The organism is Acidobacteriota bacterium, from assembly GCA_026393755.1.
Classification (GTDB): domain Bacteria; phylum Acidobacteriota; class Vicinamibacteria; order Vicinamibacterales; family JAKQTR01; genus JBAXOX01.
In genome coordinates this window covers 1-14381 of the sequence record JAPKZO010000040.1, presented here as the reverse complement: position 1 = coordinate 14381, position 14381 = coordinate 1, and the positions used below count along the sequence as shown (strand labels likewise).

Here is a 14381-nt window from a genome sequence, read left to right as displayed (position 1 = left end):
CTATTTCTTGACCGGCGGCGGGGGAGCGGCCAACGTGTCCACGTGCGCGGCCCAGGCGCGCGGCCCGAGCTCGGCCAGTTGGCCCAATTCGGCGGCCGCGACAATGAGCTTTCGCATCGGAAGGATGATCGCCAGCTCGACGTCAGCCCGCGGTGCGGCGGCCCGATCGATCCGCGAGAGCGCCGCCTCGCGCCAGTCGGCGGCCGGCGCGATGCCCGACGCGAGATACGAGAGCGCCTCGATTCCGAGCGCGCCCAAGCCAGACAGATCTTCCGCCAGCGGAGCGACCTCCTGCAGCACAGGCGCCTCGTCGATCAGCCGATCGATTGCGGGCCGGATGTCGCGGAACTGCTGAAACGCGCCCGCCAACTCCTGCTTCTGAACCCGGAACCGCGGCGCATCGCTCACCAGTTCGTTCACGCCGAGGCGCAGCATCAGCGCCACCATGCTGTCCGGGCGCGCCGCATCTACCAGCCTCGTGAGCGGTGCGAACTGGGTCGTCGCCTTGCCGCGCCCGCGGCGATAACCCTTGACCGGCTCCACCACCGACGCCAGCACCGACAGCGACACGATCGAATGCGAGCCGGAGAGGCGCCGCAGCATCACTGGCGCCATGCTCTCGTGGCGAAGGCCGAGGTCCTCCAACTGAATTGACATGGCCGCCAGCCGCCGGTACATGTCATTGACATCGCGGACCGTGCCGGGCGACCAGAAGCGTTCAGCGATTGCCGCCGTGCGCGGCCAGATGCGCGAGTCGATGGTCTCTGGCGTAATCCACTCCGCCCACATGCACGCCTCGCCGCCGAGCACGCGCGTCGCTTCTTCGGAGGTCAGCGTGACGGTGGGCGGCAGCGGGTCCACCAGGTAGTGGTCGGCGGTCTTGTAGCTCAGATCGATGTAATAGCCGCTCGAGAGGATCCCCGAGTAGCCTTTGCGCGCGCTGTCGGCGAGTGACGCCTGGCCCCGCCACGACTGCACGACGGCGTCTTTCGGCAAGTCGGAATGCAGGATTTCGTCCCAGCCCACCATCCGCTTGTTGTACTTCTTCAGGATCCTCGTCAGGCGCTGATTGAAGTACGCCTGGAGCGCATTCGCGTCTGCCAGCTTGTGCTTGCCCATGAACGCCGTGATGGCGGCGTTCGCGTTCCAGTGCTTCCCGTTGTTCTCGTCGCCGCCGATGTGCATGTAGGCGTCTGGAAACAGACCCGCCATCTCGCGGTAGAACACGTCGAGAAACTTGTAGACGCTCTCGCGCGTCGGGTCGAGCGCGGCGTCGAATACGCCCCAATTCCTCCCGATCGCATACGGGCCAGGTGCGCTCGCCAGTTCGGGATGCCCGACCAGCCAGCTGGTCACATGGCCAGGCATGTCGAACTCTGGCACCACCCGGATGCCGCGCTCCGCGGCGTACGCGACGATCTCGCGGATCTGATCCTGCGTGAAGAAGTTGCCGTCGGATCCCATCTGATGCAGCTTCGGGAACTTCTTGCTCTCGATGCGGAAGCCCTGGTCTTCGGTCAGGTGCAGGTGCAGGACGTTGAGCTTCACCGCCGCCATGCCGTCGAGATTGCGCTTGATGACCTCGATCGGCATCCAGTGCCGGCACACGTCAATCAGGAGCCCGCGCCACGGAAAGCGCGGCGCATCATCCACCGTCACGGCCGGCAGAAAGTATCCCGCGCGATCCCCGTCCACCAGCTGCAGCATCGTCTCGAGGCCGCGCAGGACGCCCACGGTGGTCGCGGCTTTCAGCACGGCCTGCTTCGCATCGACGGCGAGCGTGTACGACTCGTTCTCGTCGACCGAAGGCACCTTGCTGCCGGGGCCGTCGCACGCGATGAGGAGCGTCGCCGCATCGGCATCAGTCGCCAGTGCCCGCGGAAACTCGAGGCCGGTCCGGCGCTCGAGCCGTCGAAGCGCCCGGTCGATCCCCGCGATCAGGCGCGCGTCGGACGTCTTTGTCACCGCCACGGTGAAGCTGGACTGCACGGCCAGGCGGCCCGTCTGGAACGCGACGGACCTCGGCACGGGCATCAGCGTGTGGCGCACCGGCGGCGTCCCGCCCTCCTGCGCGGCGGCCACACTGATCGTGACGAGCGGAAACAGAAACGCGAGCGCGAGCGTGCGAATCATTGAAATGCCCCCTCCCGAATCCTGAACCCCTACCGCGCGACGCGAGCCGGCGACGCCTGTCTGGTCAATGTCGACCCTGCGGTCACGGGGCGATTCGCAGCGCGGCCCCTCGAACCAAGCCGACAGCGTCAGTCTGCAAAACGTGCCGTGAGGGCCGAAACGGGCTGCGCGAAGAGCGCAAACGTCAGGTCGGTATCCCGCCCCGGTAAGGCATGTTTTGCCGGCTTGCGTGAGCGGGGACGTGCGGAGAAGCGCCCCGTAACCGGATCGCTCATGGGGTCTCCATCCCAAGGCCCGCTCCAGCCCTCGCGCGGCCGTGGGTCCCCCCGGACCTTCACATCCCCACCCGCCGATGCCGCAGCCGGTCCAGCGCCACCGCGACGATGATGATGACACCGGTGATGATCTCCTGCACCCAGTTCGAAAGCCCCAGGTGCGTGCCGCCAGTCTTGATTTCGGTCATCAGCATTGCGCCGACAATCGCGCCGAGGATCGATCCCTCGCCGCCGGCCAGCGTGCCGCCGCCAATGACGACGGCCGCAATCACATCGAGCTCCAGACCGTTGGCCACCGTCGGGTCGCCCACCGTCAGCCGCGAGAACTGCATGATCCCCGCCACCCCGGCCAGCGCCGACGCGATCAGGTAGACCGCGATCTTGACGCCGGGCACATTGATGCCGCACAGCCGCGCCGTCTGTTCATTGGATCCGACAGCGAAGATGTGGCGGCCAAATCGCGTGTAGTGCAGCAGGGCCGACGCCGCCAGGGCGAGAACGATGAGCAGCCAGACGCCGGCGGGGAGGATCTGCCATTTCGATCCCGGCGGCAGTTCCGCGATCAGGTTGTTGAGCCACGTCACGGGCGCATCGATCTTCTGTTCGTGCGCAAGCCCTTTGGCCGCGCCGCGGATGATGCCCATCGCGCCGAGCGTGACGATAAACGGCATCACGCGGAGGCTGGTGATGAGGACGCCGTTGAACATCCCGCACACCGCCGCGACGAGCACTCCGCCGAAGGCCGCGCCGAGCGGTCCGACACCGGCCTGCAGGAGATAGGCAATCACAACCGTCGCGAGCGCAACGGTGGATCCGACGGACAGGTCGATGCCTCCGAGGATCACCACCAGCGTCATGCCCAGCGCTGCGATGCCCACGACCGTCGTCTGCCGCACCATCGTCCGCACATTGCCAGCCGTTGGAAACGTGTCGGGGACCAGCGCCGCGAAGAGCGCGTAGAGGACCAGCAGCGCGACCAACGGTCCCACCCAGCTGTTGCGGGCGAGCCAGCGTGCCACCGCGTGTGTCGAGTCTGTGCTCATGCCTGTCCTGTCGCCTCCATCAGCACGTTGTGCTCGGTCAGTTCGGCGCGCGGGCGCGCGGGCCCGAGCCGCCCGCGGCGCATCACGCAGATGCGATCGCAGATCCCCAGCAGCTCCGGCAGGTAGCTCGAAACCAGCAGCACCGCCTTGCCCGACAGCGCCAGCTTGTCGATCAGGCCGTAGATTTCCGCCTTGCTGCCGACGTCGATGCCGCGCGTGGGTTCGTCGAGCAGGTAGACGTCCACATCGTGGTGCAGGAGCCGCGCGATGGCGACTTTCTGCTGATTGCCGCCCGAAAGCTCGCGGACCGTCTGCGAGATGTCGCGACAGCGGACGCGGAGCCGGTCGGCCCATCGGGTGGCGGCGGCGCGCTGGCGCGCTGGCACGACGATCGGCCCCGGGCCGAGACCGGCGAGCTTCGAGAGCGTGATGTTGTCGGCGACCGACATGGCGAGCGCCAGCCCTTCGCCCTTGCGGTCTTCGCTCGCCAGGCCGACACCCTGCGCGAGACGGCGCCGGGGCGTCGTCCATCCTCTCCACGAGGCCACGCGCACCGAACCGCTCCTCACAGGGTCGAGGCCAAAGAGCACGCGCAACAGTTCCGTGCGACCGGCGCCCACCAGTCCACCGATGCCGACCACCTCGCCGCGACGGAGGGAGAGTGAGGCCGCGTCCGGCTTCACGAGCCCCGCCACATCGGCGAATTCAAGGAGCGTCTCGCCGGGCGTGTGCGGCGACCGCGGGAACAGTTCGTCCAGCTGGCGGCCGGCCATCATCCGCACGATGTCCGACGCCGGCGTGCCTGCAACCGTGCCCGTCCCGACCGTCGCGCCGTCGCGCAGCACCGTGAAACGATCGGCGATGGCCTGCACCTCTTCGAGCACGTGTGAGATGTAGATGATGCTCAGGCCGCGATCCCGCAGGCGGCGAATCGCGGCGAACAGCCTCCGTACATCGTGCTCAGACAGGCTGCTGGTTGGTTCGTCGAGGATGAGGACGCGGGTGTCCGACTGTGCGAGCGACCGCGCGATCTCGACCACCTGCTGGACGGCGATAGGCAGATCGCCCGCCCGCGCTCCGAGCGGAATGTCGGCGCGGTCGAGTGCGTCGAGGGCCCGGCGGGCACGGATGTCGCGTTCCTGACGCCTCACGACGCCGGCGCGCGTGGGCTCGGCGCCGAGCAGGATGTTCTCTGCGACCGACAGATGCGGCGCGAGCGACAGCTCCTGGTACACCATCAGTACGCCGTGCCGTCTTGCGTCCAGCGGATCGCGCGGGCGGAACACCTCGCCGTCAAGGTGCACGTCGCCGTGGTCGGGTGGCAGCGCGCCCGACAGGATCTTCATCAGCGTGCTCTTGCCCGCGCCGTTTTCTCCGACCAGTGCGTGGACCTCACCCGCCGCCACCTCGAGGTGCACGCCGTCCAGCGCCACGGTCGGGCCGAAGCGCTTGCTGAGATTGGCGACGCGAAGCCGGGCGTGGCTCATGCCGCTACTTCAGGTATTGATCGAGATTCGGTTGCAGGCGTTCTTTGATGTCGGGCTGGTTCATGTTGTCGCGCGTGACGATGGTTGCGCCCGTGTCGATGAACTTCGCCACCTTCTCGCCGCGCATGTGGGCGACGAGCGTCTTGACGCCGACATAGCCCATCGCGAACGGATCCTGCAGCAGCAAGGCGTCAATCTGGCCGTCGCGCACGCCCTGGACGAGCTTGTCGCTGCTGTCGAACCCGACGTACTTGATCTTGCCCGCCAGGCCCGCGTTCTGCAGCGCCCGCAACATGCCGAACGTCGTCGACTCGTTGGGACAGAAGATGCCTTGGACGGCGCCTTCGGCGGCGCGCGTGGACGCCAGCAGGTTCTCGCCCGTGCGATACGCCCCTTCGGCCAGGGCGCCGGCGTACTGGTTCGAGCTCACAACCTTGATCCCGGGGAACGTCGCGACCGCGTCGAGGAAGCCCTGCTCGCGGGCCGTCGTGCTGGCGGCGCCCTCGTGCAGCCGCATCACGATGACGTTGCCCTGGCCGCCGAGGATCTTGCCCATGTGCATGCCGGCCAGCTTGCCCGCATCGAGATTGCTCGTCGCCACCAGGCTGGCGGGATCGTCGCTCTCGAGCTTCGAGTCGAATGTCACCACCGGGACGCCCGCGCGGACAGCGTTGGCCACCGGCTGGCGGAGCGCCTTGTCGTCGAGCGGCGCCAGCAGCAGCCCCTGGATGCCGCGCGACACCAGCGTGTCGACCACCCGAATCTGATCCTCGCGATCGTCTTCCTTGAGCGGCCCCTGCCAGAGGATTGTGACGCCCAACTCACGTCCCGCCTTGATGGCGCCCGCGTGGACCGACTTCCAGAATTCGTGGGTCGTGCCCTTGGGAACGACGGCGATCGTGATGGCGTTACTGGACTTGCTGCCGCACGCGGTGACACTGACGGCCCCGGCGACGCCGCCGGCGGCCATGGCAAGAATGACGATGAGCAATGTGAGTCGGCGCATGGTGGCCTGATCCTATCGCATCTTCCGGGGAACTGTGTCCCAGCCTCTCCGCTTGCGTCCGGCGACCCTTGCCCGACATAATGCGCCGACGCGAATTCTCACCATCGCCCGTTGGAGGACGCCCATGAAGGCACCGCATTCCGCTCGCCGCTTGCTTCTGGTTGTGTTAGTGGCTGTCGTGGCAGCTGGCGCGTTCGGACACGCGCAGCAGCAGCCTCCGCCCGGTCAGTTTCAGCCGACGCCCGGCCAGGCCGGCAAGGACGTGATCTGGCTGCCGACGTCTCAGACGCTGGTAGAGAAGATGCTCGATATCGCCAAGGTGACCGCGCAGGATGTCGTCTTCGACCTGGGATCGGGTGACGGGCGCACGGTGATCACGGCGGCCAAGCGCGGCGCGCGGGCGCACGGCATCGAGTACAACCCCGACATGGTGGAGCTGTCGAAGCGCGCCGCCGCTGAGGCGGGTGTGAGCGCGCGGGCCACGTTCGAGAAGGCCGACCTGTTCGAGAGCGATTTCTCCACGGCCACTGTCATCACGATGTTTCTGTTGCCGGACATCAACCTCAGATTGCGGCCGAAGATTCTGGACCTGAAGCCCGGCACGCGCATCGTGTCGAATTCGTTCACGATGGGCGAGTGGACCGCTGATGACACTGTGACGGTGACGGAAGACTGCACGTCGTACTGCACGGCATACCTCTGGATTGTGCCGGCGAAGGCGGCGGGCACATGGCAGTCCGCGCAGGGAGAGTTGACGCTCACGCAGGAATTCCAGATCGTGACCGGGTCGCTCAAGAATGGTGCGGGTTCGACGCCGATTGCGGGCGGAAGGCTTGTCGCAGATCAGATCAGCTTTACGGTCAACGGCGCGCAGTACAAGGGCCGCGTCAACGGCAGCACCATCGAGGGGACGGTCGCGTCAAACGGCACCACGACGAAGTGGGCCGTCAAGCGCGCGCAGTAGGGGCGCGATTCATCGCGCCCGCCATGCAGTTCGTAGGGGCACGGCATGCCGTGCCCGCCCCACCGTTCAAACCGGCGTCCTCCATCGGAGCCCCTCGAATCGCGCGTAATCGCGATCGGTCGTGATCCATTCGCACCCTGATTCGATCGCCAGCGCGGCGAACCACGCATCGGCGACGAGGTTACCGGTGGCTTTCGAGTGCCGGCACAGGTCGGAGAAGATCTTCCAGTGCCGCGGGCCGGGTTGGATCAGCTGGCAGTGCGGTTGTTCCATCAGCGTGTGGCAGAAGAGCAGCGTTTCGTCCAGCCTGCTCGGCTGGGCGAACACGCGACGGTTCGTCACCACTCGCACGAACGACGAAAGGACCTGCGGCGCGATGCCGTAGGCTTCGTCACCATTGACCGTGGCCCGCAGCCACTCCCGATACGCCTGATGGCCTGCCGCATCCGACCGGAATGCATAGATCAGCACGTTGACATCGGAGAGCGTCACGACCGCTCCTCCATGATGTCGAGCAGCGCCGCCGAATCGTCGAGATCGACACCCGGCAACGTGCCGCCGCCTGCCTTGCACACCGGCAGGATCACGGGCGACCGCTTCGGCACCACGGTGCCCTTGGCCAGCATCAACCGCAGACCTTCTGCCATCAGCGCGGTCAGCGTCTGACCTCGCCTGCGCGCCTCCCGTTGCGCCTGCTCGAGCAGCGCATCATCAAGCCGAACAGTGGTTCGCATATGTCTAGACATATCAATAACGATGCTCATATGTCAAGTCTCCTCACGTCTGCCCGATGTCGCTGCAGCCAGGCGCTTCGCGCTGATAGCGCTTCTGCACAGTGTGTGCCGGCAGCGAATGTCAGGATTGCTGCGGAATCAGCAGATCGGCATGAGGCCTGTTGCAGAAACTGCGAACTCCACCGGTGACCGGCGTGGCAGGAACTGCCATCCGGAGCTCGCTCTTGCGCGGCTGATGGTCTTTGAGGAAACCGGACGGAGTCTGGACAATCTGCTAGCGACGTTGGGCTTCAGGTGGTGTAGTTGGCCCGGCGTCGGCCGGGACTTTCGTCGTGACGATCCTGATGTGCGGCGCAGCGCCCGACGTGCGCCAAGCCACCACCAGGTCGGCTTTCGCGTGCGCGAACTCGATCCACGACATGGCGCCGCCGTCACGCGATATCGTCACCTTTACGCGACCCTGATCGCCGGCGGCGGTGAACCACGCCAGCGCCACCGCATCGCCGTTCGTCGCCAGCGCGGGCCCATTGACCGGGCAGGCGGCGATCTTCCAGCCATCGGCGTGAAGGACGCCTCCGAGTTTCCAGGTGCCGCCGTCCGCCCGAGCGACGCTGATGTCGCGGATCTCCTGTTCCGATCGATCGCGATACGCGACGATGACACCGCGGCTCGTCGGCCGCAGCGCCTCGTTGGGCAGTGACTTGCCGGTCGTGTTACTGTACGTCCGTGAGCCACAGTTTCCGAATAGAACTCGAACTCGAAGACGACGGTCGCTGGATTGCCGAGGTCCCAGACCTTGCCGGCGTACTCTGCTACGGCGCAACCCGAGATGAGGCGATTGCCCGCGTCCAGGCGCTCGCACTCCGGGTGCTTGCCGAACGGCTCGATCACGCTGAGGCCCCCGCCGAGTTCCTGAACGTCTCGTTTCTTGCCGCGTGAGCACCTGGCCGTCCGCGAAGGCTCGTCGCGTCTTCGCAGCCCTGCTCCGAATCGGGTGGAGGCTCAAGCGCCAGTCTGGCTCGCACCGAACCCTCTCGCGGGAGGGCTGGCCCGATTTCGTGTTTGCCTTCCACGACGACGAGGAACTTGGCCCCCGCATGCTTGTCCGGGTTGCGAAGCGCACTGGCCTGCGTCCCGAAGATCTCTGATTTCGATTTCCGTGTTATCTGCCCAACGTCCAATACGCAGAACGCGGCATTTCACACACCAGAACCCCGAAGCGCTCGTCGTCCGGATTTGAACAGGAGAATGAAGGTCGAAGAGCTCACGCGCGAATTCGCTGTGAGCGGAACTTGTTGCGCATCCAGACGCGTCACGCGAGCGCTCAGCCGCGAGCCGCGCGTGCCCGTTCCTTTGATTTGGCTTTCTGTCGAACGCGGCTCGTCGGCTGCAGCGCCTTATTAGGCCGGCTGCCAATCACGGCCGTCGTCTTCGAAAGTCGTACCAACAAACGCAGTGCCTGATCTACCGACGGGGAATCCGGGAAAACCGCCGCAATATCCGGCGCAAGAAACACGATGTTGGTGCCGGCTTGATAGGCCTTGTGGTGCTTCCCGCGGACGCCTTGCGAGAAATCGTACTCGGGCCGGTTGCTCTTACGAATTCTTCCTCTACGACGATGTACAGGTCGTGGCAGAGTATGGGCGCTTGGATGCCCTCCAGTACGGGATGTGGGGACACAGGACTGATGGTGGTGACGGAATGCTGGCCGAAGATCCGTATCCGGCGCCGGCGCCGGAACCGGTGGGGGGAGGAGGAGAGCCGGAGGGGTGCGGTGACCCTGATCTCAATGTCCTCCGGGGGAGTACGCGTCTAAGGGCCTAACGGTACCCGCATGCTCCGAATTCTCAACCGGTGGTTCCTCGACCTACTTCTCATGGGCTCAACTGAACCACCAAGAGGACAACGATCACGTGCCCTGGGGCATCGTTTCGAGCGATGTCTGGTGGAACCTCGACATCATGCGGTCAATCACCTACGGCAAGGAGATTACCGTGACCTGTGGCTATCGCTGCCCGGTTCGGAATGCTGCGATAGTAGGGGCGGTGGCAGGGAGCTACCACCAGTTCGGAAGAGGTGTCGATCTCTATCCGGAGGTGCGCAACGACTACGGCGAATTCATGTTGCTGCGGTACGCTGCCTGTGTGTCGTGGCCTGTGGAGCTTCTCGACTGGGACACGTATCCTGCTGATCATCACTTGCATGTGGCTTGGTAGCGCAAGGAGAAGCGGAATGAGAAAACCACTCCTAACGATCGCAGTTGCTTTGGTCTCCTTCGTAATGTGTGATGGGTCGGTACTCGCCCAAACAGCGATTCCCTCGGAGGAACAGCTCGTCTCTCGCCTGACCAAGGGACCGCAGCGAGAGCGGAACGCCACTGTTGCGTACCTCGAGAGACTGCCCCCCGGTCAAGTGAGCCCGACTTTGTTGAGGGCGCTATGCGACGAACTCGACCGACTAAACTCTGAGCGCGGGCGACGGCGTGCGTTGTCGCTCCGGGGTGCCAAGTTGGATGACTTCGAAGCCGATTACTACCTAGCGCTCGTCCGGGTTGTCGCCAAACTGGGCGATCCGGCGGCGATTCCGAGTCTAGTTGGCTCCGTCGATTCTGGAATGACCGCCATCTACGCGTTGGTGCGCTTCGAGCCTAGTCAACTCGTCCCCTTGCTCGTCACCGTGGCCGGGGCTGGTGACATCGGTGCGAATGGCCCATCTGCCGGTGAAGTAACTGGCGCGCTGCGGACGCTGGCCTTGATCATGGGCTCGGAACAGCGAACCAGGTTGTCAACACAGCTCGACGCGAGGGTACGCGCGGTGGCTTGGATGCGACTGACTGGTGTTCAGACCGTGCATGCTCCACAGGGCGCGACGGACGCTGACGTGGCGGGGATCGTCATGGAGGCATGTGGACTGGCCGCGGCGACCCGAGACCCTGATCTCGTGCATCGTGTCGAGCGACTCGCCGACAACCGAGCGGAAGTTGCCGCATTGGGTGCTTCTCAAGAGCGTGCGATCGACCTTGCTCAGATGGGGTGTCGGTCGGCGGTCGCAAGGATTCGCTAGTTCGCCCAAGTCCGCGGGGGCCAACAGTTTCTCCTCCACGCGTTCGGCGTCGCGCCAGCGCACTCCGGTGGAGCCTCGACAGAAGTGAAGGGTTACGACTTAGCTACGATCACCGCAAGTGGTCTCCTCCCCCTGAAAGGGTTTTTACGTTGGGACTCTCCCAGAACGCAAAGAATCCGTGATCTCCGCCGGCGTGAACGCTTGCGTCGCACGGCTCCAGAGCGTCGGCCAACTGATGCCTCGCCTGTGAATTCTTCGGGTTTCGCCGTGCTGCAGCATGCCGAACCCGTGTCGGCAGCCATACCTGTCATGGTTCTTGCCTGATGTCTCCGGCAGGAGCCCACACGTGATGAGACCTCGCAGGCACGCCACTGACCACCGCCCGCTCGGCACCCGTCTGCCTCGGTCCGGTCGATCGCCCCTCCCTCCGCTCCCGCTTGCGCGGCCTCACCATGCGGTCAGGCCACTCGACATAATGTGCTCAACGATGGCATCAGTAGCGGATCGTTCCGGTCCATTCCCAGCGACCCGGCCACGGGTAACTCGCCGCGTTGGTCACCACGCCTGTCACTTCCGCCGTCCCGGTCGCGTTCTCGAACCGCCCCGTCCCGCCGTTGAATACCAACGTAAACGTGGTTTTGAATACGGTCCCGATCCCCCCCGCCGACGCTGATTCTCCAGTGAACGTCCCGTGGAGTTCATCGCCGTTTGCCGCCGTCAGGACAATGAGCTTCCCGTCGATGACGCCCGTGACGACGTTGAGGCACTGCTCCGTACGGATATCAATGTTGCCCATATGCAGGGCGTTCCCGGTCGCGTTGATCGTGCCGAAGCCGTAGGGTCCCTCCGGGCACTTCGAGGATGGAAAGACCACGGTCACTCCGCCCGTCGCCGCGCCGTGGGCGACACGGGCCACGTCGTACCCACGAGCCCCGGATTGACGTCCAAGAGCAGCATCTCCCCGGTGGATTCGAACCGAAGGGCGTAGCATGCAGTAGAGGCTCCGAATGGATGAGCAGTACCCAGCAGAAGAGCACGCGGGTGCGAAGCGTGGCCGCCTCCGGCGTCCCGATCACGATCGCCGGAATCCCAGGTCGAGACCCCGGAATCCGCGATCCCGATCGCCGCACCGGCGATCATGATCGCCCGCACGGTCCCGAACACCCGCCATCACCTGCCGAGGATCAGTTGGTCAACGAGACGACGAACATCAGCGGCACGGCGATCATGAAGAATCAGAAAGTGCGATCACGATGGACCGGCGCCATCAGACATCCCTGCCTTCGACGACAACGCGCGAAGGTGTTGCAGGAGTTGGGGCGGGGAAGTGGGGTGGGTAACGGGGTTCGAACCCGCGACTTCCGGAGCCACAGTCGAAAGAAGCGGGTGAAGCAGTCGCTGGTCGTGTCGGTGTTGTTGGCGATCTCGGCCCACTGCGTCGGGTGTTCTATGGCCGCGTCGTGCGTTCTGAGGCGCAGAGTTTCAAGATCGTTTCATGCGGGAGATCGCCACCGTAGCCGCGCAGATCGCTGTGAGCGGAGCTTGTTGCGCATCCAGACGCGTCACGATCACGGCTCACCCGCGGCCGTGCACCCCGAGCATTCCCGGCCGTCGGGTGCAGCCGTTGGTTGGGCGAGAACATATTGCGCTAGTGTACACTTAGATGTACATTATGGGATATGTCCCACCGGTATTCCATCGCAGAGGCCCGAAGCAGCCTGCCCAGCATCGTCGACCAAGCCGAAGCCGGAGTCGAGATCGAACTGACTCGCAGGGGTAAGCCAGTCGCTGCTGTCGTCGCCCTCCGAGTTCTTGAACGCCTGCGAGCTGACCGACCCCGGTTCCGCACGGCCTACCTTGACTTCCTCAAACGGTACTCGCTCGACGAAGTTGGATTCGATAACGACTTCTTCGCGCCCATCCGGGAGAAGAGCGCCGGGCGCACGGTCTCGCTATGACGTTGCGGTATCTGCTGGATACGAGCACCGTCTCGTCACCGATCTCCAAGATTCCCGATGCGGACATCGTCGAACGGCTCAACGAACATGGACACGAATGCGCCATCGCGGCCCCGGTGTGGCACGAATTGACGTACGGATGCCGCCGCCTTCCGCAGGGTCGGCGCCGATCAGCCCTCGAGACCTACCTGAGAGACGTCGTACGTGCGTCATTTCCGATCTTGCCCTACGATGACGCGGCGGCCACGTGGCACGGTCACGAGCGAGCACGACTGGAAGCACGCGGCCGACCGGTTCCGTACGTCGACGGACAGATCGCTGCGATTGCTCACGCCAGCAAGCTCGTGCTCGTCACGGTCAACACCAGGGACTTTTCGCGCTTCACTGATCTGCGAGTCGAGAACTGGTCGAAGCGGCGGGCTGGTGGTTGATGCCGAGTAGCCGGATTTCTGTTGTCCGCCCAACATCGTCGCCTTCCCGCTGAGGACGAGAAGAAGCTGCTAGACGTCGTGGCCGGTCACGTCCGGCCGATGATCATTGCCGCTCTTGACTTGGGCCTCAGTCGTGGCGAGATGCTGTCGATGACGTGGGCAGATGTGCAGGCCCGGCCTTCGACGACACCGACGCGAAGTTGTTGCGGGAGTTGGAGAAGGGAAGTGGGGTAGGTAACGGGGTTCGAACCCGCGACTTCCGGAGCCACAGTCGAAAGAAGCGGGTGAAGTAGTTGCGGGTGGTGTCGGGTTTGTTGGCGTTTTCGGCGTCAAGCGTCAGGTGCTGAGCGGTCGTGTTGGGCGTTCTGAGGCGCAGAGTTTCAAGCTTGCTTCAAGTATTGGCGAGTCGGCGCAGCCAGAGACGTGTGCAGGAAGATGCTCGAGGCCGCTGCTGGTGTTTCGGCGTCCTCAGGCCGCGCCTCTCGTCGCTTCAAGCCAGCGCGTCATCGGACGCCGCTTGGATGATGCGCAGTCCCGCAAGTACGAATTGATGAGCGTTTGATACGGAACTCCGTTTTCCGCAGCGAGGCCTTTGAAATACGCGATTGTCGCCTCGTCGATTCGAATCGTGACCGATCGCTTCAATCGCTTCGCATAGGGATTCGGTTGCGCATGGCGGAAGTCGTATTCTTTTCTCATGGTCAAGGCCTCTTCACATACGTCGTGCGCTCCGACTTCGTGGCTTTCCGAGCCGAGATGATGCGAATCAGCTCCGGCGCCGAACGATACGCATGCACCACCGCCAGAATTCGAGGGGCGACGCTCACCCCCAACAAGACGAAGCACTCCTCTTCGTCGGAATGATCCGGGTCGTCAATCAACAACGCCAGGTCGTCCGAGAATACGGTCTCGGCCTCTTCGAAGCTCACCCCGTGTTTCCTGAGGTTCGCCTCGGCCTTGGCCGAATCCCACTCGAACTGGATGTCCGACATACGCTTCACTAAGTATGCACGATGTATTGACTGAGTGGAAGCCCGCCTGTATCGACGGCATAACCGTTCCGCGCTCACCCGCCGGCGCTCACGATATCATCGGCGCCGGTCGGGTATAGCGCCGTTGAGGCGCCATGTCAACACCCCAGAATCTCTTGCCCACCCCCAGTTTTGAGCATCACTGAAAAATGACACGGAAGCGTGCCTGTTGAAACGGCGAGGTATGTGTGTTACATTACACATATACTATGGCTACCCGCGCATCTGAGACCGTGACCGACGTCGAGCGCTGGTT

18 protein-coding genes are annotated in these 14381 nt (G+C 64.4%); 8 read left to right on the top strand and 10 right to left on the bottom strand.

Going from position 1 to position 14381, the window contains the following annotated elements; translation table 11 throughout:
• The 4 genes from NTV05_17225 to NTV05_17210 all read right to left on the bottom strand — a co-directional run bounded on the left by NTV05_17225 (position 1) and on the right by NTV05_17210 (position 5944).
• Positions 1-2133 (bottom strand): family 20 glycosylhydrolase, encoded by a 2133-nt coding sequence (locus NTV05_17225; protein ID MCX6546139.1) that lies wholly within the window; start codon positions 2131-2133, stop codon positions 1-3.
• A 334-nt stretch (positions 2134-2467) separates the two neighbouring features.
• Entirely contained in the window at positions 2468-3451 is a 984-nt protein-coding gene (locus NTV05_17220; GenBank protein ID MCX6546138.1) for an ABC transporter permease, read from the bottom strand.
• A complete protein-coding gene (locus tag NTV05_17215; protein MCX6546137.1) occupies positions 3448-4938 on the bottom strand; it encodes a sugar ABC transporter ATP-binding protein in 1491 nt (496 codons plus the stop codon). The genes NTV05_17220 and NTV05_17215 overlap by 4 nt, the downstream gene beginning before the upstream one ends.
• A gap of 4 nt (positions 4939-4942) precedes the next feature.
• Complete coding sequence (locus NTV05_17210) at positions 4943-5944, bottom strand: substrate-binding domain-containing protein (GenBank protein MCX6546136.1); 1002 nt, start codon at positions 5942-5944, stop codon at positions 4943-4945.
• A gap of 124 nt (positions 5945-6068) precedes the next feature.
• Here NTV05_17210 and NTV05_17205 point away from each other — a divergent pair, with 124 nt between their 5' ends.
• Positions 6069-6908 carry a class I SAM-dependent methyltransferase gene (locus NTV05_17205; protein MCX6546135.1) on the top strand — a complete coding sequence of 280 codons (840 nt, stop codon included), beginning with the start codon at positions 6069-6071 and terminating at the stop codon, positions 6906-6908.
• Positions 6909-6974: 66 nt separating this feature from the next.
• On the opposite strand, the gene NTV05_17200 is transcribed toward NTV05_17205, so the two are convergent.
• Together NTV05_17200 and NTV05_17195 are read right to left on the bottom strand one after the other, a co-directional pair.
• Positions 6975-7400 carry a type II toxin-antitoxin system VapC family toxin gene (locus NTV05_17200; GenBank protein MCX6546134.1) on the bottom strand — a complete coding sequence of 142 codons (426 nt, stop codon included), beginning with the start codon at positions 7398-7400 and terminating at the stop codon, positions 6975-6977.
• Positions 7397-7642 carry a DUF2191 domain-containing protein gene (locus tag NTV05_17195; protein MCX6546133.1) on the bottom strand — a complete coding sequence of 82 codons (246 nt, stop codon included), beginning with the start codon at positions 7640-7642 and terminating at the stop codon, positions 7397-7399. Before NTV05_17195 ends, NTV05_17200 begins: the two co-directional genes overlap by 4 nt.
• Positions 7643-7793: 151 nt before the next feature.
• Here NTV05_17195 and NTV05_17190 point away from each other — a divergent pair, with 151 nt between their 5' ends.
• Genes NTV05_17190 through NTV05_17180 form a run of 3 tightly spaced genes read left to right on the top strand, consistent with a single transcriptional unit; the run spans position 7794 to position 8790 of the window.
• Entirely contained in the window at positions 7794-8342 is a 549-nt protein-coding gene (locus NTV05_17190; protein ID MCX6546132.1) for a hypothetical protein, read from the top strand.
• 26 nt (positions 8343-8368) lie between these two features.
• Positions 8369-8581, top strand: a complete 213-nt coding sequence (locus tag NTV05_17185) for a type II toxin-antitoxin system HicB family antitoxin (GenBank protein ID MCX6546131.1) — start codon at positions 8369-8371, stop codon at positions 8579-8581.
• Positions 8578-8790: a type II toxin-antitoxin system HicA family toxin gene (locus NTV05_17180; GenBank protein MCX6546130.1), complete on the top strand. Its 213-nt coding sequence runs from the start codon at positions 8578-8580 to the stop codon at positions 8788-8790. Before NTV05_17185 ends, NTV05_17180 begins: the two co-directional genes overlap by 4 nt.
• 176 nt (positions 8791-8966) lie before the next feature.
• Here the strand turns inward: NTV05_17180 and NTV05_17175 are convergent, their stop codons facing one another.
• Positions 8967-9245 carry a hypothetical protein gene (locus NTV05_17175; protein MCX6546129.1) on the bottom strand — a complete coding sequence of 93 codons (279 nt, stop codon included), beginning with the start codon at positions 9243-9245 and terminating at the stop codon, positions 8967-8969.
• 310 nt (positions 9246-9555) lie between these two features.
• Here NTV05_17175 and NTV05_17170 point away from each other — a divergent pair, with 310 nt between their 5' ends.
• Both NTV05_17170 and NTV05_17165 read left to right on the top strand, forming a co-directional pair.
• Complete coding sequence (locus NTV05_17170) at positions 9556-9858, top strand: D-Ala-D-Ala carboxypeptidase family metallohydrolase (protein MCX6546128.1); 303 nt, start codon at positions 9556-9558, stop codon at positions 9856-9858.
• Between the two features lie 292 nt (positions 9859-10150).
• Positions 10151-10705 carry a hypothetical protein gene (locus NTV05_17165; GenBank protein ID MCX6546127.1) on the top strand — a complete coding sequence of 185 codons (555 nt, stop codon included), beginning with the start codon at positions 10151-10153 and terminating at the stop codon, positions 10703-10705.
• Between the two features lie 493 nt (positions 10706-11198).
• On the opposite strand, the gene NTV05_17160 is transcribed toward NTV05_17165, so the two are convergent.
• On the bottom strand, positions 11199-11621 hold the full coding sequence (locus NTV05_17160; GenBank protein MCX6546126.1) for a hypothetical protein: 423 nt from the start codon (positions 11619-11621) through the stop codon (positions 11199-11201).
• A 763-nt stretch (positions 11622-12384) separates the two neighbouring features.
• Here NTV05_17160 and NTV05_17155 point away from each other — a divergent pair.
• A complete protein-coding gene (locus NTV05_17155) occupies positions 12385-12663 on the top strand; it encodes a type II toxin-antitoxin system prevent-host-death family antitoxin (protein ID MCX6546125.1) in 279 nt (92 codons plus the stop codon).
• A complete protein-coding gene (locus NTV05_17150; protein ID MCX6546124.1) occupies positions 12660-13094 on the top strand; it encodes a type II toxin-antitoxin system VapC family toxin in 435 nt (144 codons plus the stop codon). The genes NTV05_17155 and NTV05_17150 overlap by 4 nt, the downstream gene beginning before the upstream one ends.
• Positions 13095-13562: 468 nt before the next feature.
• Here NTV05_17150 and NTV05_17145 read toward each other — a convergent pair whose 3' ends face one another.
• Positions 13563-13793 (bottom strand): BrnA antitoxin family protein, encoded by a 231-nt coding sequence (locus tag NTV05_17145; protein MCX6546123.1) that lies wholly within the window; start codon positions 13791-13793, stop codon positions 13563-13565.
• Positions 13794-13795: 2 nt separating this feature from the next.
• Positions 13796-14086, bottom strand: a complete 291-nt coding sequence (locus NTV05_17140; protein ID MCX6546122.1) for a BrnT family toxin — start codon at positions 14084-14086, stop codon at positions 13796-13798.
• Positions 14087-14381 lie beyond the last annotated feature (295 nt).

Bases quoted from the DNA above. Each gene is read 5' to 3' on its own strand.
- NTV05_17225 (MCX6546139.1), bottom strand. From the start codon at position 2,133: ATGATTCGCACGCTCGCGCTCGCGTTTCTGTTTCCGCTCGTCACGATC.
- NTV05_17220 (MCX6546138.1), bottom strand. From the start codon at position 3,451: ATGAGCACAGACTCGACACACGCGGTGGCACGCTGGCTCGCCCGCAAC.
- NTV05_17215 (MCX6546137.1), bottom strand. From the start codon at position 4,938: ATGAGCCACGCCCGGCTTCGCGTCGCCAATCTCAGCAAGCGCTTCGGC.
- NTV05_17210 (MCX6546136.1), bottom strand. From the start codon at position 5,944: ATGCGCCGACTCACATTGCTCATCGTCATTCTTGCCATGGCCGCCGGC.
- NTV05_17205 (MCX6546135.1), top strand. From the start codon at position 6,069: ATGAAGGCACCGCATTCCGCTCGCCGCTTGCTTCTGGTTGTGTTAGTG.
- NTV05_17195 (MCX6546133.1), bottom strand. From the start codon at position 7,642: ATGCGAACCACTGTTCGGCTTGATGATGCGCTGCTCGAGCAGGCGCAA.
- NTV05_17190 (MCX6546132.1), top strand. From the start codon at position 7,794: ATGAGGCCTGTTGCAGAAACTGCGAACTCCACCGGTGACCGGCGTGGC.
- NTV05_17155 (MCX6546125.1), top strand. From the start codon at position 12,385: ATGTCCCACCGGTATTCCATCGCAGAGGCCCGAAGCAGCCTGCCCAGC.
- NTV05_17150 (MCX6546124.1), top strand. From the start codon at position 12,660: ATGACGTTGCGGTATCTGCTGGATACGAGCACCGTCTCGTCACCGATC.
- NTV05_17145 (MCX6546123.1), bottom strand. From the start codon at position 13,793: ATGAGAAAAGAATACGACTTCCGCCATGCGCAACCGAATCCCTATGCG.
- NTV05_17140 (MCX6546122.1), bottom strand. From the start codon at position 14,086: ATGTCGGACATCCAGTTCGAGTGGGATTCGGCCAAGGCCGAGGCGAAC.